Source organism: Solwaraspora sp. WMMD406 (genome assembly GCF_029626025.1).
GTDB lineage: Bacteria > Actinomycetota > Actinomycetes > Mycobacteriales > Micromonosporaceae > Micromonospora_E.
The window spans coordinates 5,401,453-5,422,000 of record NZ_JARUBF010000001.1; the positions used below are offsets into that span (position 1 = coordinate 5,401,453).

At 71.1% G+C, this 20,548-nt stretch carries 21 protein-coding genes; 3 read left to right on the forward strand and 18 right to left on the reverse strand.

Annotated features, from left to right (window positions below; all coding sequences use genetic code 11):
* Positions 1-69: 69 nt before the first annotated feature.
* Genes O7632_RS23845 through thyX form a run of 3 tightly spaced genes read right to left on the reverse strand, consistent with a single transcriptional unit; the run spans position 70 to position 3,493 of the window.
* The gene (locus O7632_RS23845) at positions 70-1,758 is read right to left on the reverse strand and encodes a ribonuclease J (protein ID WP_278117381.1); all 1,689 of its coding nucleotides are present in this window, start codon (positions 1,756-1,758) and stop codon (positions 70-72) included.
* Positions 1,755-2,678: a 4-hydroxy-tetrahydrodipicolinate synthase gene (dapA, locus tag O7632_RS23850; RefSeq protein WP_278117382.1), complete on the reverse strand. Its 924-nt coding sequence runs from the start codon at positions 2,676-2,678 to the stop codon at positions 1,755-1,757. The genes O7632_RS23845 and dapA overlap by 4 nt, the downstream gene beginning before the upstream one ends.
* 59 nt (positions 2,679-2,737) lie before the next feature.
* Positions 2,738-3,493 (reverse strand): FAD-dependent thymidylate synthase, encoded by a 756-nt coding sequence (gene thyX / locus O7632_RS23855; protein ID WP_278117384.1) that lies wholly within the window; start codon positions 3,491-3,493, stop codon positions 2,738-2,740.
* Positions 3,494-3,630: 137 nt separating this feature from the next.
* Between thyX and O7632_RS23860 the strand changes: the two genes are divergently transcribed.
* The gene (locus O7632_RS23860) at positions 3,631-4,116 is read left to right on the forward strand and encodes a VOC family protein (protein WP_278117386.1); all 486 of its coding nucleotides are present in this window, start codon (positions 3,631-3,633) and stop codon (positions 4,114-4,116) included.
* Positions 4,117-4,127: 11 nt separating this feature from the next.
* Here O7632_RS23860 and O7632_RS23865 read toward each other — a convergent pair whose 3' ends face one another.
* Positions 4,128-4,736, reverse strand: a complete 609-nt coding sequence (locus O7632_RS23865) for a DUF2752 domain-containing protein (protein ID WP_278117388.1) — start codon at positions 4,734-4,736, stop codon at positions 4,128-4,130.
* Between the two features lie 120 nt (positions 4,737-4,856).
* Positions 4,857-6,083, reverse strand: a complete 1,227-nt coding sequence (locus O7632_RS23870; RefSeq protein ID WP_278117389.1) for a crosslink repair DNA glycosylase YcaQ family protein — start codon at positions 6,081-6,083, stop codon at positions 4,857-4,859.
* A gap of 122 nt (positions 6,084-6,205) precedes the next feature.
* Between O7632_RS23870 and O7632_RS23875 the strand changes: the two genes are divergently transcribed.
* Positions 6,206-6,781, forward strand: coding sequence for a GNAT family N-acetyltransferase (locus O7632_RS23875; protein WP_278117390.1), 576 nt, complete (start codon positions 6,206-6,208; stop codon positions 6,779-6,781).
* Here O7632_RS23875 and O7632_RS23880 read toward each other — a convergent pair.
* Positions 6,695-8,050, reverse strand: coding sequence for a glycosyltransferase 87 family protein (locus tag O7632_RS23880; RefSeq protein WP_278117391.1), 1,356 nt, complete (start codon positions 8,048-8,050; stop codon positions 6,695-6,697). The two genes, O7632_RS23875 and O7632_RS23880, sit on opposite strands and share 87 nt — an antisense overlap.
* Here O7632_RS23880 and O7632_RS23885 point away from each other — a divergent pair.
* Positions 8,049-8,618, forward strand: coding sequence for a GNAT family N-acetyltransferase (locus O7632_RS23885; protein WP_278117393.1), 570 nt, complete (start codon positions 8,049-8,051; stop codon positions 8,616-8,618). The two genes, O7632_RS23880 and O7632_RS23885, sit on opposite strands and share 2 nt — an antisense overlap.
* Before the next feature lie 160 nt (positions 8,619-8,778).
* On the opposite strand, the gene dapB is transcribed toward O7632_RS23885, so the two are convergent.
* From dapB to O7632_RS23945, 12 genes are all read right to left on the reverse strand, one after another.
* A complete protein-coding gene (dapB, locus tag O7632_RS23890; protein WP_278117394.1) occupies positions 8,779-9,573 on the reverse strand; it encodes a 4-hydroxy-tetrahydrodipicolinate reductase in 795 nt (264 codons plus the stop codon).
* A gap of 9 nt (positions 9,574-9,582) precedes the next feature.
* On the reverse strand, positions 9,583-10,968 hold the full coding sequence (locus O7632_RS23895) for a pitrilysin family protein (protein ID WP_278117396.1): 1,386 nt from the start codon (positions 10,966-10,968) through the stop codon (positions 9,583-9,585).
* 13 nt (positions 10,969-10,981) lie between these two features.
* A complete protein-coding gene (locus tag O7632_RS23900; protein WP_278117397.1) occupies positions 10,982-13,339 on the reverse strand; it encodes a polyribonucleotide nucleotidyltransferase in 2,358 nt (785 codons plus the stop codon).
* A gap of 233 nt (positions 13,340-13,572) precedes the next feature.
* Positions 13,573-13,842 (reverse strand): 30S ribosomal protein S15, encoded by a 270-nt coding sequence (gene rpsO, locus O7632_RS23905; RefSeq protein ID WP_278117399.1) that lies wholly within the window; start codon positions 13,840-13,842, stop codon positions 13,573-13,575.
* Between the two features lie 223 nt (positions 13,843-14,065).
* Positions 14,066-15,025 (reverse strand): bifunctional riboflavin kinase/FAD synthetase, encoded by a 960-nt coding sequence (locus O7632_RS23910; RefSeq protein WP_278120327.1) that lies wholly within the window; start codon positions 15,023-15,025, stop codon positions 14,066-14,068.
* Between the two features lie 68 nt (positions 15,026-15,093).
* Positions 15,094-15,978 (reverse strand): tRNA pseudouridine(55) synthase TruB, encoded by an 885-nt coding sequence (truB, locus tag O7632_RS23915; RefSeq protein ID WP_278117403.1) that lies wholly within the window; start codon positions 15,976-15,978, stop codon positions 15,094-15,096.
* A 104-nt stretch (positions 15,979-16,082) separates the two neighbouring features.
* A complete protein-coding gene (locus O7632_RS23920; RefSeq protein WP_278117404.1) occupies positions 16,083-17,423 on the reverse strand; it encodes an MATE family efflux transporter in 1,341 nt (446 codons plus the stop codon).
* Positions 17,424-17,850: 427 nt separating this feature from the next.
* A complete protein-coding gene (locus tag O7632_RS23925) occupies positions 17,851-18,069 on the reverse strand; it encodes a DUF6186 family protein (RefSeq protein WP_278117406.1) in 219 nt (72 codons plus the stop codon).
* Complete coding sequence (locus tag O7632_RS23930; RefSeq protein ID WP_278117408.1) at positions 18,066-18,473, reverse strand: hypothetical protein; 408 nt, start codon at positions 18,471-18,473, stop codon at positions 18,066-18,068. The genes O7632_RS23925 and O7632_RS23930 overlap by 4 nt, the downstream gene beginning before the upstream one ends.
* Before the next feature lie 89 nt (positions 18,474-18,562).
* Positions 18,563-19,633 carry a bifunctional oligoribonuclease/PAP phosphatase NrnA gene (locus O7632_RS23935; protein WP_278117410.1) on the reverse strand — a complete coding sequence of 357 codons (1,071 nt, stop codon included), beginning with the start codon at positions 19,631-19,633 and terminating at the stop codon, positions 18,563-18,565.
* Positions 19,630-20,142 carry a 30S ribosome-binding factor RbfA gene (gene rbfA, locus O7632_RS23940; protein WP_278117411.1) on the reverse strand — a complete coding sequence of 171 codons (513 nt, stop codon included), beginning with the start codon at positions 20,140-20,142 and terminating at the stop codon, positions 19,630-19,632. Before rbfA ends, O7632_RS23935 begins: the two co-directional genes overlap by 4 nt.
* A gap of 111 nt (positions 20,143-20,253) precedes the next feature.
* Positions 20,254-20,547, reverse strand: a complete 294-nt coding sequence (locus O7632_RS23945) for a DUF503 domain-containing protein (protein WP_278117412.1) — start codon at positions 20,545-20,547, stop codon at positions 20,254-20,256.
* Between the last annotated feature and the right edge of the window lies 1 nt (position 20,548).

The following is a 20,548-nucleotide window of genomic DNA, read 5'->3' on the forward strand; positions in this document are numbered from 1 at the left end:
GGGTGACTGGGTCACCAGTATGCCCGCCGGCCCGGCCGGCCGGTCAGCCCCGCGACGACAGGCGCGTCTTCAGACCTCCACCACGGTCGGGACGATCATCGGCCGGCGCCGGTACGCGTCGTTGACCCACCGCCCGACCACCCGACGGACGATCTGCTGGAGCTGATGCGGATCGGTGATCCCGTCGGCGGCGGCCCGACCGAGCGCCTCGGTGATCAACGGTGTGACGGCGTTGAACGCCTCCGGATCCTCGGAGAAGCCCTTGGCCGAGATGGCCGGGCCACCGACCACCTTGCCGGTCACCGAGTCGACCACGACGGTGGCGGCGATGAACCCGCCGTCGCCGAGGATCCGCCGCTCGGTCAGCAGCGACTCGCCGACGTCGCCGACGGCCAACCCGTCGACGTAGACGTAGCGACTCCGCACGTGCCCGACGAGCTGGGCGTGGCCGTCGACCAGATCGACCACGTCGCCGTCCTCGCAGAGCACCACGCGCTGCGGGTCGAGGCCCGACTCGATGCCCAGTCGGGCGTGGGCGCGCAGGTGCCGCCACTCCCCGTGCACCGGCAGCAGGTTGCTCGGCCGGACCACGTTGAGCAGGTAGAGCAGCTCACCGGCGGGCGCGTGCCCGGAGACGTGCACCTTGGCCACGTCCTTGTGGATGACGGTGGCGCCGGCCCGGGACAGCTTGTTGATCACCCGGTAGACGGAAGTCTCGTTGCCGGGCACCAGCGAGCTGGCCAGGACCACGGTGTCACCGGGTTCGACCGTGATGTGCCGGTGGTCGCCGGTCGCCATCCGCCCCAGCGCGCTCATCGGCTCGCCCTGTGAACCGGTGGACATCAGCACGATCCGGTCCGGCGGCAGGGTGGTGGCCTCGTCGAGCCCGACCACCAGCCCGCCCGGGATACGCAGCAGACCCAAATCCCGGGCGATGCCCATGTTGCGGACCATCGAGCGGCCGATCAGGGCCACCTTGCGGTCGTACTCGTACGCGGAGTCCAGCACCTGCTGCACCCGGTGCACGTGCGAGGCGAAACTCGCCACGATGATCCGGCCTCTGGCCTTGCCGAAGATCGAGTCGAGCACCGGACCGATGTCACGCTCCGGGGTGACGAAGCCCGGGATCTCGGCGTTGGTCGAGTCCGACAGCAGTAGGTCGACGCCTTCGGCGCCGAGCCGGGCGAAGCCGGCCAGGTCGGTGATCCGCCCGTCCAGCGGCAACTGGTCCATCTTGAAATCACCGGTGTGCAGGACCAGACCGGCTGCGGTCCGGATGGCGACCGCCATCGCGTCCGGGATGGAATGGTTGACCGCGAAGAATTCGCACTCGAACGGTCCGATCCGTTCCCGCTGGCCTTCCCGTACGGTCAGGGTGTAGGGCTCGATCCGCCGCTCGGCCAGCTTCGCCTCGACCAGCGCGAGGGTGAACTGCGAACCCACCAGCGGGATGTCCGGCTTGTGGGCGAGCAGGTACGGCACGGCTCCGATGTGATCCTCGTGGCCGTGGGTCAGCACGATCGCCTGGACATCGGCCAGCCGGTCCAGAATGGGGGTGAAGTCCGGCAGGATCAGGTCGACCCCGGGCTGCTCGACGTCGGGAAAGAGAACACCACAATCGACGATCAGCAACTTGCCGTCGAACTCGAAGACCGTCATATTGCGCCCGATGGCACCGAGGCCACCGAGCGGAATGATCCGCAGGCCGCCCGGCGGCAGCTCCGGTGGGAGGTCCATTTCGGCGTGGGCCTGACTCATCGCAGCTCCAGTCCGGCGTCGGCGCAGTCGATACGCAGCTGGTCCAGTTCGGCGTCGGTGGCGGCGACCAGCGGCGACCGGACCGGGCCGGCGGGCAGGCCGCGTACGGCGAGCGCGGCCTTGACCAGGATCGTGCCCGGGCAGCGGAAGATCCCGGTGAACAGCGGTAGCAGCTTGCGATGCAGGGCCACCGCCGTCGCCGTGTCGCCGGCGGCATAGGCCTCGATCATCCGCTTGGTCGCCGCGCCGGTCAGGTGGGTGGAGGTGCCGACCAGACCGACCGCGCCGATCGCCAGCATAGGCAGAGTGAGCGCGTCGTCACCACTGTAGAAGGCAAGGTCGGTCCGGCTGGTCACCCAGGAGGTGGCGACCAGGTCGCCCTTGGCGTCCTTGACCGCGACGACGCGGGGGTGCTCGGCCAGCCGGACCAGTGTCTCGGTCGCCAGCGCCACACCGGTGCGGTGCGGGATGTCGTACGCCATGACAGGTAGTCCGCTGGCGTCCGCCACGGCGGTGAAGTGACGGATCAGCCCGGCCTGTGGCGGCTTGTTGTAGTAGGGCGTCACCACCAGCAGCCCGTGGGCGCCGGCCTTCTCGGCGGCGACCGCCAACTCGATGGTGTGTCGGGTGTCGTTGGTGCCGACACCGGCAACCACCTGCGCGCGGTCGCCGACCGCTTCCACCACCACGCGGAGCAGTCGTTCCTTCTCCGCGTCCGTCGTGGTCGGCGACTCGCCGGTGGTGCCGCTGATCACCAGCGCGTCGTTGGCCTGGTCGTCGACCAGGTAGCTGGCCAGCCGGGCGGCACCGTCGAGGTCGAGCGATCCGTCGCTGGTCATCGGGGTGACCATGGCGGTGAGAAGCCGCCCGAACGGGCCCGGCGCCCCGGCGCCGGGGTCGGCGAGGTGGTGCTGCGTCATACCGACAACCTATCGGACCGGCGCGCGGTCGTTTCGGCGCTCCTGCGCGAGCGCGAGATCTACTCCCCTTGCCGGGTGTACGGGCTGGCCGCGACCTCGCTACCGTCGGCCAGCCGGTCGATGACGAAGTCGGCGAAGACGTTCGGCGCGACCCGCTGCAGCTGCTGCAGACACTCGACAGCGAGCTCCCGGATCTCGACGTCGGCGTGTTCGGTGGCGCGCATGCCGATGAAGTGCCGCCAGGCCCGGTAGTTGCCGGTGACCACGATCCGGGTCTCGGTCGCGTTGGGCAGCACCGCCCGGGCCGCCTGACGGGCCTGCTTGCGCCGCAGGGTGGGGTTGGCCACGTCGGCGAAGCGCTGTTCCAGCCCTTCGAGGAGTTCGGTGTACGCCCGCACACTGGCCTCGGCCGCGGCGACGAACCGTTTGTGCAGCTCGGGGTCCTCGGCGATCACCACCGGCTCGACCATCGCGGCGTCCCGCTCGGGCACGTACCGCTGGGACAACTGCGAGTAGGAGAAGTGCCGGTGGCGGATGAGCTCGTGGGTGAGCGAGCGGGACACCCCGGTGAAGTAGAAGGTGACGCTGCCGTGCTCGAGCACCGACAGGTGACCGCTGTCGAGAATGTGGCGCAGGTAACCGGCGTTGGTGGCGGTCGCCGGGTTGGGTTTGCGCCACGACTGGTAGCAGGCCCGACCGGCGAACTCGGCGAGCGCCTGACCGCCCTCGGCGTCGGTGGACCAGTCGAGGTCGTCCGGGGCTTCGAAGTGGGTCCAGGCGATCAGCTTGACCTGCGGCGACACGATCTCCGGCATTCCTCGGACTTTAGTTGGCGTCGACATCCGCAGGCAAACGGCCGGACCGCCCGGACCGGCGACCGGGACCGCGCGGACACCGACGATCCCGGATGATCTGTTTACACTGTAAGGGGTTAGCGCTCCCGGGAGGTGCCATGAACGTGACCGCGTGTGCGGTGTCACTGAACGTCGACGACGTCGCCGCTTCCAGCGGCTTCCTGGTCACACACTTCGGCTTCCACGAAGTGATGTCGGCCGACGGCTTCGCGTCGCTCACCCGCGACGACATCGGCATGAACGTGATCTTCCTCCGGCGAGGGCTGCCGACCCTGCCGGCGGACCAGCGTGACGACCACGCCCAGGGACTGATCCTCGCCTTCGAGGTCACCGACCTCGACGGCGAACTGGCCCGGCTGCGGGCCGAAGGAGTGCCGATCACCATGCCGCTGACCGTCGAGGAATGGGGCGAGCGGGCGTTCCAGGTACGCGATCCCAACGGCGTCGTCGTGCAACTGGTCGACTGGGTCACTGCACCGGCGACCGGCACGTCAGCCGAAACCGGCACGCCAACGGAAACCGGCACGCCAACGGAAACCGGCAGGCCAGCGGAAACGCCGGACGAGGCCCGGCCGCAGACGTAGAAGCCCCGGCCTCAGACGTAAAACCAGCTGAACGGAGCCCAGGGCAGGTTACGCAGCACCGAGAAGGCCATCCAGATGCCCAGCGACCACCCCACCACCCGGGGGGTGATCCGCAGCTGGGGCAACCGCCAACGGAACATGTGTTGACCTGCCCAGGCCACATAGATGTAGAGCAGGAACGGCACCGCGAAAACGAAGAGCAGGTGGTGACGTGCCGCCGCGCCCAGGTCACCGTTGAGCAGGTACCAGGCGGCGCGCGTGCCGCCGCACCCCGGGCAGTCCAGCCCGGTGGTCAACTTGAGTAGGCAGGTCGGCGCGGCCTCGGCGGTGCTGGTGGTGGGATCGGTGAGCACTGTGTAGCCAGCGGCGGCACCGATACAGCCCAGCACCGCCAACGGTGCCAACCACACCGGCGACTTCGCCCAGAGCCGGTTGACCATCCTCGTCAGCCGATCCGGTTCGGCGACCGGCGGGTACGCCTGCGGCGGCGTCGACAGGTACGGGTCGTGGGCGGGATGCGACTCGGTGTGCTGGTGCCGGTCGGGCCCAGGATCCGGCGACGACACCGTCGAGCCTTCGATCGTGGTACGACCATCGGCCCCGCTGTCGGTGCTCACCATCGCTGCGGTCCCCTTCCTCGGCGCCGATCGTCTCACCGTACACCGGCGAGGCTCGGTCGCCCCGGCCCCGGCGGCCCTCCGCCCGCCCCGACCGGTGTCTGCCCGACCGCGCCAGGGCGGCTAGCCGTGCACGGTGAGCGCCGCAGCGACCGGCCCGGCGAGGTCGCCGGCGACCGGGACGGCCACCCCGGACAGGCCCAGCCAGCCCGCCAGCCGGATCAGCTCCTGCGCCAACGCCGACGCGGTCCGCCCCGGATCGGCGGCACCGTCCGGCGCTGCCCAGACCGCCGGGACCCGCAACACCCCCGCCTGGCGGTCGGCCTTGAGATCGACCAGCGCGGTCAACTGATCACCTTGCAGGAACGGCAGCACGTAGTAGCCGTACACCCGCTGGGGTGCCGGGACGTAGATCTCGATGCGGTACCGCAGGCCGAACAGCCGCTCGGTGCGGGCCCGCTCCCACACCAGTGGGTCGAAGGGGCTGACCAGCGTGTTGGCCCGGATCCAGCGCGGCAACCGCGCGGACGCGTGCAGGTAGGCCGGCTGGCGCCAGTGCTGCACCCGGACCGGCCGGAGCGCCCCTTCGGCGACCAGGTCGGCCACGACCGGGCGAACCGCTGCCGCCGGCAGCCGGAAGTAGTCCCGCAGCTCGGGTTCGGAAGCGACGCCCAGCGACCGGGCCGCGATCTCGACGAGTTCCCGGTACGCCTGCTCCGGGCTGGGCGTCGGCGCGGCCAGGACCGCTGGCGGCAGCACCCGCTCGGGCACGTCGTAGCACCGGGCGAACGAACTGGTCCGCCGGGCCGCGGTGACCTCGCCAGACCAGAACAGGTACTCCAGGGCGGTCTTCACCGCCGACCAGTTCCAGCCCCAGTTGCCGGTCGGCCGGGGCACGTCCTGCTCGATCTCGGCGGCGGTCAGCGGCCCGTTGGCGCGGACCTCGTCGCGTACCCAGGCGACCAGGTCGGGTTGCTCGACGGCGATCCGACGCATCCCGCCCCAGGCGTCGCTGCGGGCCTGCGCCATCCGCCAGCGCAGTGCCGGGTGCCGATCGACCGGGATCAGCGACGCCTCGTGGCCCCAGTATTCGAACAGCTCCCGTGGCGCCTGACTGGCGGCGCGGTCCAGCAGGGTCGTCGGATAGGGTCCGAGCCGGCTGTAGAGCGGCAGATAGTGGGCACGCCGCAGGACGTTGACCGAGTCGATCTGGATCAACCCGACCCGGTCCAGAACCCGACGCAGGTGTCGTCGGGTCGGCACGCCGGTCGGCGCCGGGTCGGCGAAACCCTGGGCGGCCAGCGCGATCCGGCGGGCCTGGGCGAGGGAGAGACTGTCGAGGGCGGTCATCGTCCACGAAACCTAATCCACGGGTACGACAGCACGGTACGACAGCACGCCGGACACGGCCGGATCCCGACACCCGGCGCCGCACGCTGGACCCGCCGCGCCGCTACCGCTACAACGGTTCTGTGCGACAAATCAGGCAGGAGACACTGGAGGACGCCGAGGCGATCGCCACCGTCCACGTCCGGGCCTGGCGGGCCGGATACGCCGGCCTCATCCCGGCGGACGTCCTCGACCGGCTCAACGTCGCCGCCTGGGCCCAGCGCCGCCGCGACACCGGTACCGCGGATCCGGACCACCCGTTCCGCACCGTCGTCGCCGTCCGGGACAACCGGATCGTCGGCTTCAGCACCTTCGGCCCCTACCGGATCGATCAGGACCGCGACCAACTCGACCCGACGTACGGCGAGATCGTGACCATGTACGTCGACCCGGCTCACTGGGGCGACGGCGTCGGCCGGGAACTGCTCGCCGCGTCGGTCGCCGGTCTCGCCGCGCTGGGCTGGGGTCCGGTACGGCTGTGGGTGCTGGCGGGCAACCAGCGCGGCCGACGCTTCTACGAACGGGCCGGGCTGCGGCCGGACGGTGAACGCAGCGTCTACCAGGTCCCTCGGCTAGCGGGACAGGCTCCGGTCGACCTCACCGAGTTGCGGTACCAGGCCCGGCTCGACGGTGGCCGGCTCGTCGCCGAGCCCGGCTGAGCCGAGCCGGGCCGACCGCGCGGCCAGCGGCCACCGGCCCGCGCCGGGCAGCCGCCGGACCGGTAGCGCGAGAAGCAGCGCGAGGCTCACCCAGACGTACGCGTTGGCGCCCAGGAACCCCAGCGGGCCGCTGGCGTCGGAGTTACGCCACAGCCAGACCAGTCGGCTGATCAGCACCAGGTAACCGACCGTGGCGAAGCCGAGCAGCAACCGTCGCCGGCGGCTACCCGACGCGGCGGCCAGCCCGCTGTCGACCAGCAGGATCAGCCCGGGAATCAGCCAGACCAGGTGGTGTACCCAGGTCACCGGGCTGACCAGACAGCCCACCACGGCGGTCAGCGCCAACCCGGTGGTCTCGTCCCCGGTGGCCACGGCGGCCCTGGCCCGCCACGCCCACCAGGCGAGAACGGCGAGCACCAGGAGAAGCCAGGCCACCGTGCTGGGGTGCAGCGGATCCAGCCGGGCCACGACGCCGCGCAGCGACTGGTTGGAGACGAAGTCCAGCGAACCCACCCGGTCGGTGTTCCACAACGCCTGGGTCCAGAACTCCCGCGACGCGTCCGGCGCGACCGCGGCGGCGAACAGGGTCGCCACGGCAGCCGTGGCGGCGGCGGTGACCGCCGCCCGGAAGCGTCGGGTGACCAGCAGATAGACGATGAAGATGCCCGGGGTCAGTTTGATCGCCGTGGCCAGGCCGACGCCGACCCCGGCGAACCGCTTCCACCGCGCCGGCACCGGCGACCGGGCCGCGACCAGCCACAACAGGTCCGCCGCCACCAAGACCAGCAGCACGGTGTTGACCTGGCCGAAGTTGACCGTCTCGCGCATCGGCTCGTACGCGGCGACCAGGCAGGCGGCAACCCCGAAGGCGAACCAGCGGGTCCAGCCTTCCCGGCGGGCGACCGGATCGACCAGCCACCACAGGACCAGCGCACTGGTGAGCACGGCGAGCGTCACGCTCACCACAATCGCGCCGTGCCAGGGCAGAAACGCCATCGGCGCCATGGTCAGCGCCGCGAACGGCGGATAGGTGAAGCCGTACTGGCTGAACGGCTTCATGTGATCGTAGAGTTCGCCGTCGGCCCGCACCCAGTGCCACATCGCGCCGTAGTAGACCTTGAGGTCGAAGAAGCCGTGCCGTTCGGCGGCGACGGCGAGGAACCCGGCGACGACCACCGCCAAGCCGACCAGGACGGCCACCTGCCGGCCGGTACGCCCGGCGGCCCGCTGCGGCATGCCCGCCCCCTTGTCCGTACGCTGACCAGTCATGGCGCTCGGATATGTCCGTCCTGCCCGTACGGGCGACGCTGCGGAGATCGCCCGCATCCAGCTCAGCACCTGGCGGACCGCCTACCGGCGGCTGCTGCCCCGGCAGGTGCTGGATCAGCTGGACGAGGCGTGGCTGGCCGAGCGGTGGAACGCCGCCGTCACCAGCCCGCCATCGGACCGGCACCGGGTGCTGGTCGCCGTCGAGCAGGCCGAACAATCGTATCTGGTCGGCTTCATCGCCTCCGGTCCACCCGACGAACAGGCGCTCGCTCCGGACGAGAGCCAGGCCGCCTGGGGCGATCGGGTCGCCGCGGTGACCGACCTGCTGGTCGAGCCGCGCTGGGGTCGCCGGGGCCACGGCAGCCGGCTGCTCGCCGCCGCCGTCGACCTGTGGCGCACCGACGGCTTCGACACCGCCGTGGCCTGGGCCTACGAGGGCGACCCGGCGACCCGGAAGTTCCTCGGCTCGGCGGGGTGGGAGCCCGACGGCGCGACCCGCGCGCTGGATGTGTCCGACCTGCTCGTCGAACAGCTACGGCTGCACGTCGCGATCCCGCCCGCCGACTGAGGCACCCACCGCCGACTGCTGCATCCACCGCCGACTGCTGCATCCACCGCCGACTGCTGCATCCACCGCCGACTGCTGCATCCACCGCCGACCGAGATACCCAACGCAGGCTGAGCCACCCACCGCTGACCGCCTGGGCGGCCGAGGCAGGGACTCGCCGTCAGTCGAGCAACGCGTCCAGGCCGACGGTCAGACCCGGCCGCCGGGTCACCGCGCGGACAGCCAGCAGCACACCCGGCATGAACGAGACCCGGTCGTACGAGTCGTGCCGCAGGGTCAGCGTCTCCCCGAGCGTGCCGAAGAGCACCTCCTGGTGGGCCACCAGTCCGGCGGCACGCACCGAGTGCACCCGTACCCCGTCGAGGTCGGCACCGCGCGCACCCGGCACCTCGCCGGTGGTCGCGTCCGGCATGGCGGCAAGGCCGGCGGCCTTGCGGGCGGCGGCGACGACGCGCGCCGTATGGGTGGCGGTGCCGCTGGGCGCGTCCACCTTGTGCGGGTGGTGCTGCTCGATGATCTCGACCGACTCGAAGTACCGGGCCGCGCGGGCGGCGAACTGCATCATCAGCACCGCGCCGATGCCGAAGTTCGGCGCGACCACCGCGCCGACCGCCGGCCGGTCGGCCAGCCAGGTCCGCACCTGGTCCAGCCGCTGTTCGGTGAAGCCGCTAGTGCCGACCACCGCGTTGACGCCCTGGTCCACGCACCACCGTAGGTTGTCCATCACCACGTCCGGGGTGGTGAAGTCGACGACCACCTCCGCGCCGGCGGCCGAGACGGCGGACCGCCCGTCGCCCTGGTCGACCGCCGCGACCAGTTCGAGGTCGTCGGCGGCGTCAACCGCCCGACAGACCTCCACCCCCATCCGGCCACGAGCGCCGAAGACCCCGACCTTGATCGGTTCGTCTGCCGACCGGCCCGACGTCTGCCCCGTTTTCGCCTGATCCTCACTCACCGGCACAACCTATCCCACCGGCTGTCGGACGATAGGTCCCACCGGTCGTCGGACGGTCAGCGCGGCGGACTCCACCGGCCCGATCACCGCCAGCGACATCGGCCGGGTGAGCAGGTCGGCCGCGACGGCGTCGACCTCCGCACGGGTGACCGCCGCCACCCGGGCCAGCAACTGGTCGACGGTCAACTGACCACCGTGGAGCAGTTCACCCTTGGCCAGCCGTCCCATCCGCGATCCGGTGTCCTCCAAGCCCAACACGTACCCCCCGCGACTCATCCCCTTGCCCCGGGCCAGCTCGTCGGCGGTGACGCCGTCGCGGGCGATCGCGGCCAGCTCGGACCGGACCAGTTCCAGCACCTCGTCGACCTTGCCCGGGGCGCATCCGGCGTAGACGGCGAACGCCCCACCGTCGGCGTACTGGCTGGCGTAGGAGTAGACCGAGTAGGCCAGCCCTCGCCGCTCCCGGATCTCCTGGAACAGCCGGCTGGACATGCCGCCGCCGAGCACGTTGTTGAGCACCCCGAGAGCGAACCGGCGGTCGTCGCGCCGGCTGATTCCCGCCCCGCCCACCACCAGGTGGGCCTGTTCGGTCTCCTTGTGTCGCAGGACGACCTTCGGCGGCCGGGGCCGCACCGCCGGGGTGTCCGGGCGCACCGGCGCCGGACGTCCGGGGGTGTCGGGGTCCAAAGGGCTGCCCCGCAGCGCCTGGCTGATCTGCCGCACCACCCGACGATGGTCCAGGTTGCCGGCGGCGGCGATCACCATCGACCCCGGCGTGTAGCGGCGCCGGTAGAAGTCGTGAATCTGCCGGCGGGTGAGCGCGGAGATCGTGGCCTCGGTGCCGGAGATCAACCGGCCGAGCGGATGCGGCCCGAACACGGCCGAGGCGAGCAGGTCGTGCACCTCGTCGTCCGGCTCGTCGTCGTGCATCGCGATCTCTTCGAGGATCACGCCGCGCTCGGTTTCCACGTCGGCCGGGTCGATCACCGAGTTCGCCACCAGGTCGCACATCACGTCGATGGCCATCGGCAGGTCGTCGTCGAGCACCCGGGCGTAGTAGCAGGTGTACTCCTTGGCGGTGAAGGCGTTGGTCTCGCCGCCGACCGCCTCGATCGCCGAGGAGATCTCCCAGGCGGTACGCCGCCGGGTGCCCTTGAACAGCAGGTGTTCCAGGAAATGCGACGCACCGGAGCGGGCCGGGGTCTCGTCGCGGGAGCCGACGCCGACCCACACTCCGAAGGAGACGCTGCGCACTCCGGGAATCGCTTCGGTGATCACCCGCAGCCCGTTGGGCAGCACGGTACGGCGTACCGCGCCGCCCAACGGGTCAGCGGTGAGTGTCCGGGTGACCGGCCGGGCCGGAGCCCGGTCGGCCGCCCGATCGGTCCGTGCCACGGCGGTCAGCCGGTCAGCTGTGGCGGTTACGGCGCCGCCGCTGCTCGCCCCCACCGTCGCCGTCGCCCCGGCTGGGTCCGCGCTCGCCGCGCTCCCGGTCACCCCGGTCACGGGGGCCACGGTCGGCCCGGTCCCGGCTGGCCGGGCGCTCCCCGGCACCGTCGCCGTCGACCGCCGCCGGCGGTTCCGCGCCTTCCGGGCGTACCTTGTCCAGGTAGATCTTGCCTCGGGCGTCGATGTCGGCGATCTGGACCTCGACCTTGTCGCCGACGTTGAGGTAGTCCTCGACCCGCTCGACCCGCTTGCCGTCGCCGACCTTGGAGATGTGCAGCAGGCCGTCGCGGCCGGGCAGCAGTGAGACGAACGCGCCGAAGGCGGCCGTCTTGACCACCGTGCCGAGGAACTTGTCGCCGATCTTCGGCAGGGTGGGGTTGGCGATCGCGTTGATCCGCTCGACGGCGGCTTCCGCAGCCGGCCCGTTGGTGGCACCGACGTAGATGGTGCCGTCGTCCTCGATCGAGATGTCCGCGCCGGTCTCGTCCTGGATCGCGTTGATCGTCTGGCCCTTCGGCCCGATCACCATGCCGATCTTGTCGACCGGGATCTTCACCGTGGTGACCCGGGGCGCGTGCTCGGACATGGCGGCCGGTGCCTCGATCGCCTGCCGCATCACGTCCAGGATGGTCATCCGGGCCTCGCGGGCCTGCTGCAGGGCGCCCGCCAGCACGTCCGACGGGATTCCGTCGAGCTTGGTGTCCAACTGCAGGGCGGTGACGAACTCCGGCGTACCGGCGACCTTGAAGTCCATGTCGCCGAAGGCGTCCTCGGCGCCGAGAATGTCGGTCAACGTGACGTAGCGGGTCTGCCCGTCGACCGTGTCGGAGATCAGCCCCATGGCGATGCCGGCCACCGGGGCTTTCAGCGGGACGCCGGCGGACAGCAGCGACAGGGTCGACGCGCAGACCGAACCCATGCTCGTCGAACCGTTGGAGCCGAGCGCCTCGGAGACCTGACGGATCGCGTACGGGAATTCCTCCCGCGACGGCAGCACCGGCACCAGGGCCCGCTCGGCCAGCGCGCCGTGGCCGATCTCGCGCCGCTTGGGCGAGCCGACCCGGCCGGTCTCACCGGTGGAGTACGGCGGGAAGTTGTAGTTGTGCATGTAGCGCTTGGACTTCTCCGGCGACAGGGTGTCCAGGGTCTGTTCCAGCCGGAGCATGTTGAGCGTGCTGACCCCCAGGATCTGGGTCTCGCCCCGCTCGAACAACGCCGAGCCGTGCACCCGGGGCAGGACGCCGATCTCGGCGATCAGCGGCCGGATGTCGCGCGGCCCGCGACCGTCGATGCGGACCTGTTCGCGGAGCACCCGGGCCCGGACCTCGGCCTTGGTCAGCGAGCGGAACGCGGCGGAAATCTCCTTCTCGCGGCCGTCGAACTGCTCGACGAGTTGGCCGGCGACCTTGTCCTTGATCCGGTCGAGGGCGTCCTCCCGCTCCGCCTTGGAAGCGATCTTGAGCGCCTCGGCGACCTCGTCACGGCCCGCCGCGGCGACCGCGTCGTAGACGTCGTCGCCGTAGTCGAGGAAGACCGGGAAGTCGGCGACCGGCTTGGCGGCCACCGCCGCCAGTTCGCTCTGTGCCCGGCACAGCTCGCGGATGGTCGGCTTGGCGGCTTCCAGTCCGCTCGCCACGACCTCCTCGGTCGGGGCGGTCGCGCCGGCCGCGATCAGACCGACCGCGTGCGGAGTGGCCTCGGCCTCGACCATCATGATCGCGACGTCGCCGTCGGGCAGGGTACGGCCGGCGACCACCATGTCGAAGGTGGCCCGGGCCAGCTCCTCCAGGGTCGGGAAGGCGACCCACTCGCCGTCGACGTGGGCGATCCGGGTGGCCCCGATCGGGCCGGAGAACGGCAGGCCGGACAGCTTGGTCGACATCGAGGCCGCGTTGATCGCGATCACGTCGTACGGGTGAGCCGGGTCCAGGGCCAGGACGGTGGCCACCACCTGCACCTCGTTACGCAGGCCCTTGGCGAACGACGGACGCAACGGACGGTCGGTCAGCCGGCAGGTCAGGATCGCCTCTTCGCTGGGGCGGCCCTCGCGACGGAAGAACGAGCCGGGAATCCGCCCGGCGGCGTACATCCGCTCCTCGACGTCGACGGTGAGCGGGAAGAAGTCGAAGTGTTCCCGGGGTTGCTTGCTCGCCGTGGTGGCGGAGAGCACCACGGTGTCGCCCAGTTGGGCGATGACCGAGCCGGCGGCCTGGCGGGCCAGCCGCCCGGTGGCGAAGGTGACCTCACGGGTGCCGAAGGACCCGTTGGCGATCACTGCGGTGCTGCGCTCGGCGCCGAGAGTGTTCTGGTCGGTCATGGTGATGTCGCGCTCCTTTACGCGTCGTGGGCCCACGACCTCGGGGAGCTGTCCAGCCGGCCGGTCATCGATCGAAGCGCCCGGGGGAGCCGGCTGATACGCCGGCTGGCCCGGGGGCCACTACCGAGGACCGGTACGCTGACCGGCTCCCTTTCGAAGGGGGGGTCGTGGTGGCCCGGGTGTCGGGTGGTGGTGCGGCGGGTCGCGGCCGTCGGCCCCGACCCGCCGTTACGTCACCGCCGCAGGCCGAGTCGCTCGATCAGCGACCGGTAGCGGTTGATGTCCTTCTTCTGCATGTAGTTGAGCAACCGGCGTCGCCGGCCGACCAGCAGGAGCAGACCACGACGGCTGTGGTGGTCGTGCTTGTGGACCTTGAGGTGGCCGGTGAGGTCGGCGATCCGCTTGGTGAGCACGGCCACCTGGACCTCGGGTGAACCCGTGTCCGCCTCGGCGGTCGCGTACTCCTCGCGGATCTTGCGCTTGGCTTCCTGATCGAGCGCCATTGTCTCCCTGATCTGTGTGGGGGTCGTCCCTCGCCTCGCACCCGCGGCGTCGTGCAGGCACGCGAGACGAACCGTCGGTGCTCCGACGTCGCCGTTCAGGTTACCAGCCGGTCGCGGGACGCGGCCGGAAGGCCACGGCGCGCGTCGGGCCGAGCGTCGGCGCGGCGCGGCGGTGCCACGCATCGGGGCCACCCTGAGCAGAGACAGCGACCAGGTTCGGCGGTCAGGCGTCCAGGACGGCACGGACCTGCGCCACGTCCTCGTTCATCTGGGCGACCAGCGGGGCGACGCCGTCGTATCGTCTGGTCTCCCGCAGCCTGGCGACGAAGTCGATCGCCACCTGTTCACCGTAGATGTCGCCGTCGAAGTCAAGGATGAACGCCTCCACCCGGCGGTCCCGCCCGGCGAAGGTCGGGTTGGTGCCGATCGACGCGGCGGCGGGCAGCCCCGGCCCTCCCCCACTGAGCCCGTCGGGCCGCACCGGGCCGTCCGAGCGGACCAGCCGGGCGGCGTAGATCCCGTCCGCCGGCACCGCCGCGTAGCGGGGGGTGAGCAGGTTCGCGGTCGGGAAGCCGATCTCCCGGCCCCGCCGGTCGCCGCGTACCACCACCCCTTCCAGCCGGTGCGGGCGGCCGAGAGCCGCCGTCGCGGCCGTCACGTCGCCCGCGTCGATACATGACCGGATGTACGTCGAGGAGAAGACCGTCCCGTCGTCGGAGACCAGGCCAGCGCCTTCGACGGCGAAGCCGAAGGTCCGCCCGAGGCGCTCCAGCAGCGCCACGTCGCCGGTGGCCCGGTGGCCGAACCGGAAGTTCTCCCCGACCACCACAAGGGCGGCATGCAGATGCTCGACCAGCAGATCGTGCACGAACTGCTCCGGGGTGAGCCGGGAGAACTCGGCGGTGAACGGAAGGACGCAGAGCGCGTCGACGCCCAGCGACTCGATCAGCTCGGCCTTGCGCGCCGGTCCGGTGAGTACGGCGGGGTGGCTGCCGGGGCGGACCACCTCCGCCGGATGTGGGTCGAAGGTCACCACCACCGATTGGATACCGAGGTCACGGGCGCGTTTGACCGCGTGGCCGATGATCGACTGGTGTCCTCGGTGGATGCCGTCGAACACGCCGATCGTGACCACTGATCGGCCCCAACCGCCGGCCTCCTGCACTCCCCGCCACCGCTGCATCACGCCTCCCGCCTGTACCGCCAGGATCGCACCCGGCCCGCCCGGTTTCGCGGCCGGGGTCGATGTTGTCACGCCGGGGCGAGCACGATCTCGGCCCGGGCCCGACCGTCGCGTTCGGAGACCACCGCGAGCAGCGTCCCGTCCGGGGCGAACACGGCGTACGGCCCGGATCGGCCGACCGGTGCCAGCGGACCGCCGTGCGACAGCACCCGGGCCTCGTCGGCGTCGACCTCGCGGCGGGGCAGGAACCGGTCGGCCGCGGCCTCCATCGGCAGCCGCACCACCTCCGGCGACTGCTCCTCCAGCTGCGCCAGGGTGCGCGCCTCGGCGATGGTGAAACCGCCGACCGCGGTGCGGCGCAGCGCGGTCAGGTGGCCACCGACTCCGAGCGCGGCACCGAGGTCGCGGGCGATCGCCCGGATGTAGGTTCCCGAGGAGCAGCTGACCTCGACCTCGACGTCGAGGGTCTCGCCGACGAGTGGGTGGATGGTGGTCGCCTCCAGCCGGGACACCGTCACCCGGCGGGCGGCGAGCGTGACCTCCTCGCCGGCGCGGACCCGTCGGTACGCCCGCTGGCCGTCGATCTTGATGGCGCTGACCGCACTCGGGACCTGTTCGATGTCACCGGTCAGGCGGGCGAGCCCGGCCCGGATCCGCGCCTCGGTCAGCCCGACGGCCGGGGTACGGGCGGTCACCTCGCCTTCGGCGTCGTCGGTCACCGTCGTCTCGCCGAGCCGGATGGTCGCGGTGTAGTCCTTGGCGGCGCCGATGACGTAGGTGAGCAGTCTGGTGGCCCGGTTGACCGCCACGACCAGGACCCCGGTCGCCATCGGGTCGAGCGTGCCACCGTGCCCGACCCGGCGGGTTCGGGCCAACCGTCGGACGCGGGCCACCACGTCGTGCGACGTCAGACCGGCGGGCTTGTCGACCACGATCAGTCCGTGCGTGCTCACGACGGTCAAGCCTGCCAGACGCGCCGGCCGTCACGATGATCAGGTCCGGTCCTGCCCGCCATGGCAAGCCTGACCAGGGGTGAGCCTGACCGGTGGGACGTTGGTCAGGCCCGGACCGCCGGTACGCCGAGCACCGCCCAGCGCGACGACCGCAGCCGGGCCAGCAGTCCGACCAGGCGGACCACCATGAACACGCCCAGGCCGGCCCAGATCCCGGTCAGGCCGAGCTGCAGCGCGTATCCGATCCAGATCGCCGGAAGGAACCCGCCGAGCGCCCCCGCGATGGTCAGGTTACGCAGATAGCGCAGGTCACCGGCACCGATGAACACCCCGTCGAGGGCGAAGACCACGCCGGCGATCGGTTGCAGGGCGACGAACCACGGCCAGACGATCATGGCCTGGTCGTGTACCTGTGGATCTGGACTGAACCAGCTCGGGATCACCGGTGCGCCGAGGGCGAACACCGCCGCGAAGGCCAGTCCGCTGGCCAGGCCGAGCAGCACCAGTCGACGGGCGAGGGCCCGCGCGCCGGCGGCGTCGCCGGCGCCGAGCGCGGCGCCGACCAACGACTGACCGGCGATGGCCAACGCGTCCATGGCCAGCGCGGTGAAGAACCAGAGTTGGATGGCGATCTGGTGGGCGGCCACCGAGGCGGTCCCGTAACGCGCCGCCACGGCGGTGGCGGACAGGAAGCTGGCTTGGAACGCGGCTCCCCGCAGCAGCAGGTCACGCCCGACGGTGAGGTGCGCCGCGATGAGTTCCGGCCGGGGTCGCAGCGGGACCCCGGCGCGGGCCAGCGCTCGGACGAACAGCAGCCCGCCCAGCGTCTGGGCGATCACGTTGGCGATCGCGGACCCGATCAGGCCGAGCCCGGCCGGGTAGACCAGGATCGGGCAGAGTACGGCGGACAGCGCGTTGGCGGCCACGACGTAGCGCACCGGGCGCCGGGTCTCCTGGACACCGCGCATCCACCCGTTGCCCGCTGCGGCGAGCAGCAGCCCGGGTGCCCCGAGCGCGGCGATCCGCAGCCAGTCGGCGGCTGCGTCGGCCGCCGGGCTCTGCGGGCCGGCCAGGGCGGCGGTGATCGGACCGGCCAGCGCCTGCAGGCCGACGGCCAACGCGATCCCGACGACCAGCGCCAACCAGGATGCCTGGACGCCTTCGGCGAGGGCGGCCTGGCGATCGCCGGCACCGAATCTACGGGCGGCCCGCCCGGTGGTGCCGTACGCCGCCGCTGTACCCAACCAGGCGGCGACGGACATCACCGTCCCGCCGACCGCGACCGCGGCCAGCGGCACCGCGCCGAGATGCCCGACCACGGCAGTGTCGACGAGTACGTACACCGGTTCGGCCGCCAGCACCACCAGCGCGGGGATCGCGAGTACGGCGATCCGGCGGGCGGGTACCGGGGGCGAGGGCGGTTGGGGTGTGCCACTGGACGTCATCGACGCCCAGGGTGGCAGGCCAGATGTAAGGGACGCAATAGCCGACGTCACTTACGGGACGCGACCGCCGCACTCCGACCACCACGGAAGCGGCCGGCCGGGCGGGCCGACGGCGTCGGCAGCCACCGAGGGCGCCACGCCGTCCGACCGCCTACTGGCGGGTGTCCATCGATGTCTGCAGGGCGCGCCGCGCCTGCTCGCGCGCTTCGTCGGTGGTCTCGGTCTTGGGCTTACTGGGCATGGCGACACGACCTTCTCAAGCGGAAGATTCGACCGGCGATCAGCACGCCCTGCGGGATCACCGGGGCCGCGACCGGACAGACACATGGCAGGCAGGTGTGGCCCGCACCACACCCAAGTTATCGTTCAGGTCCACATCCTGCGCACCATTCCCGCGATACGGGACAGGTATTCATCGATGAAGTCGTCATCGGGCGAAGAAGTGCCAGCCCACCCACCACCAGAACCCGAGTACGCCGATCCGACCGACCGGCAGCTTGCCCACCTCGTACTGCATGACGTAAGCGCAGACGTCGCCGAGCGTCGGGATCCGCGAGCCCGGCCGACGGGCCAGGCCCTCCAAGACCGCGACCAGCAGCAGCGCCACCGCGAACCCGCTGATCACCACCATCCGACTGACACTCATCGGCGGGCCAACCCCCAGAAGGCCGCCAACCAGGCGAAGTACGCGGCCGAGCGGGCCAGCCATCCCTCCAGAACCGGATCCGCCAGTTTGGAGAACGTCGGCAGATCGTCGGTCGAGCCCAGCGCGAACGTGGCTCCTTCGAACACGGTGAAGATCGCCACCGGCACCATCCACCACACCGCCCCGTCCCCGAGGCGACGCGGGGTGGCCCGCCGAGGTACCCGACGGGACAGGCCGAGCCAGATCAGCACGCCGCCGGTACCGAGCGAGTAGAGATTGGCCGCGGTCGAGAAGGACGGAAGCTGGCCACCCAACAGGGCGAACACGGCGATGACCGGTAGCGAGACCATCGGTCGGTCCCACGCCCGCGGCACGTCCGTGACAATCTCAGACGGCTGTTCCATCATCTGATTGTCGCCGTCGATTGACGCCCAGTGAAGCGCACCCGGCCCGGGGATGTCCCGGATTCCGACCGGGTCGCGATAGTGGTGAGCTACCGCACCTCGGCGCGAATGGCCGCGATCACCTCGGAGACCTCACCCTGACCGGTGAATCCGGCCGCCAGCCGGTGACCGCCGCCGCCAAGCGCCGTCGCGACCCGGCTCACGTCGACGCCACCCTTACTGCGCATCGACACCGCCCAGGACGTCTCGCCGACCTGCTTGAGCACGCAGGCCATGTCGGCCTCGATGGTGCAGCGGACCGAGTCGATCAACGCCTCCAGCACATAAGGCTGCTGGTCGTACCGCTCAAGATCGGCCAGAGTGGCATAAGTCCAGACCAACCCCCGGCCGCCGGCCGAATCCGGCTCGAGCACGGCGCGCCGCAGGACCTCGCCGAACAACTGAACCGCGCCGAACGGACGGCTGTCGAACAGCCGCCGGGAAATGTCTGCCGGCCGGATGCCGGTCGCCAGCAATCGGGCAGCCATCTGATGCACCGCCGGAGTGGTCATGTCGAACCGGAACGACCCGGTGTCGGTCACCAACGCGATGTACAGACACTCGGCGACCTGCTGGTCCACGCCGAACCCGAGGCGGTCGAGCAGGCCCTCGACGACCACCGAGGTCGCCGCCGCGTGGGGATCCACCAGGTGGATCTGACCGAAACGGGTGTTGGACGCGTGGTGGTCGACGACGATCGAGGGTGCCGTGGCGAGCCGACCCGCCAGCGGGCCGAGTCGGGAGTCACTGGCCACGTCGAAACAGAGCACCAGATCCGGATCGGTCCAGGCCCGGTCGGCCGGGACCAGCAACTCCTGGCCGGGCATCTCGCGCAACGACGGAGGCAGGTCAGTGGTGCCGGGGAACGTCGCCTGGATCCGCGCTTCGCTGCCTCGGCGCAGGGCCAGGCCGAAACCGAGCATGCTGCCCAACGCGTCACCGTCGGGTAGGACGTGGCACATCAGCAACACCCGTCCGGTCGGACCGGCCGCCCGGATCGCCGCCACCGCCGCCGACCATTCCTGCTCGGTCGGACCTCCCGGATCCTGCTCGGTCGGACCTCCCGGAGTGGACGACGCCCGCTCGGCCAGCGGGTTGGCGGGCGACGGCACGCTGATCATGGCCGTTTCCCATCAGCGTGCCGATCCGGTCGTCCGGCGGCGTCCCCCGAATCGTCGGCGTCCGAATCGTTCGCGGCCGCGTCCTCCTCGTCGACCTCGACCCGGTACGGCTGGGCTTCCCCGGCGTACTCGGCCCGAGCCGCCAGCCGTTGCACCTCGGCATCGGCGTCGCGTGCCGCGGCCAGGAGATCGTCGATGTGCTTGACATGTTCCTGCACGTCATCGAGGACGAAAGTCAGGGTCGGCGAGTGCCGTAGGCCCAACGCCTTGCCGACGGTGCTGCGGAGCAGGCCGTTGGCGCTGTCCAGCGCGGCCTTGGTCCCCGCCTGCTCGGCGGCGTCGCCGAGCACCGTGTAGAACACCGTCGCGTCCCGCAGGTCGGCGGTGATCCGAGCGTCGGTGATCGTGATCATTCCGAGTCGCGGATCCTTGATCTGGGTACGTACCACCGAAGCCACCAGCTCGCGCACGCGCTCAGCGTGCCGGCGTACCCGGGCCGGGTCCGTCATGTCGCCACCTCCGGAGGTGTGCTGCCAACGTGTCGACCCTACCTGTGAGCCGTCCGGGTGGCCGGGTGGCCGGCCGGCACCCAGTAGGGGGATGCGGGATACGGATACCGATCAGTCGTCCGGCCCGAAGAGACGGCGACGTACGGAGAGCAGTTCGATTTCCGGCCGGGCGGCCAACAGCCGCTCGCAGCTGTCCAACACCTCTTGCACGTGTGCCGGATCAGCGGCGACGACCCCGACCCCGATTTCGGCCCGCCCGTGTCGGTCCAACGCACCGACCTCGGCCGCGGACACCTCGAAGCGGCGCAGGGCGGCCACGATCGGCCGGACGTAGGAACGTTTGGCCTTGAGCGAGCGGGAATCGCCCGGCAGCAGCACGTCGAAGGTTACGGTTCCGGTGAACATC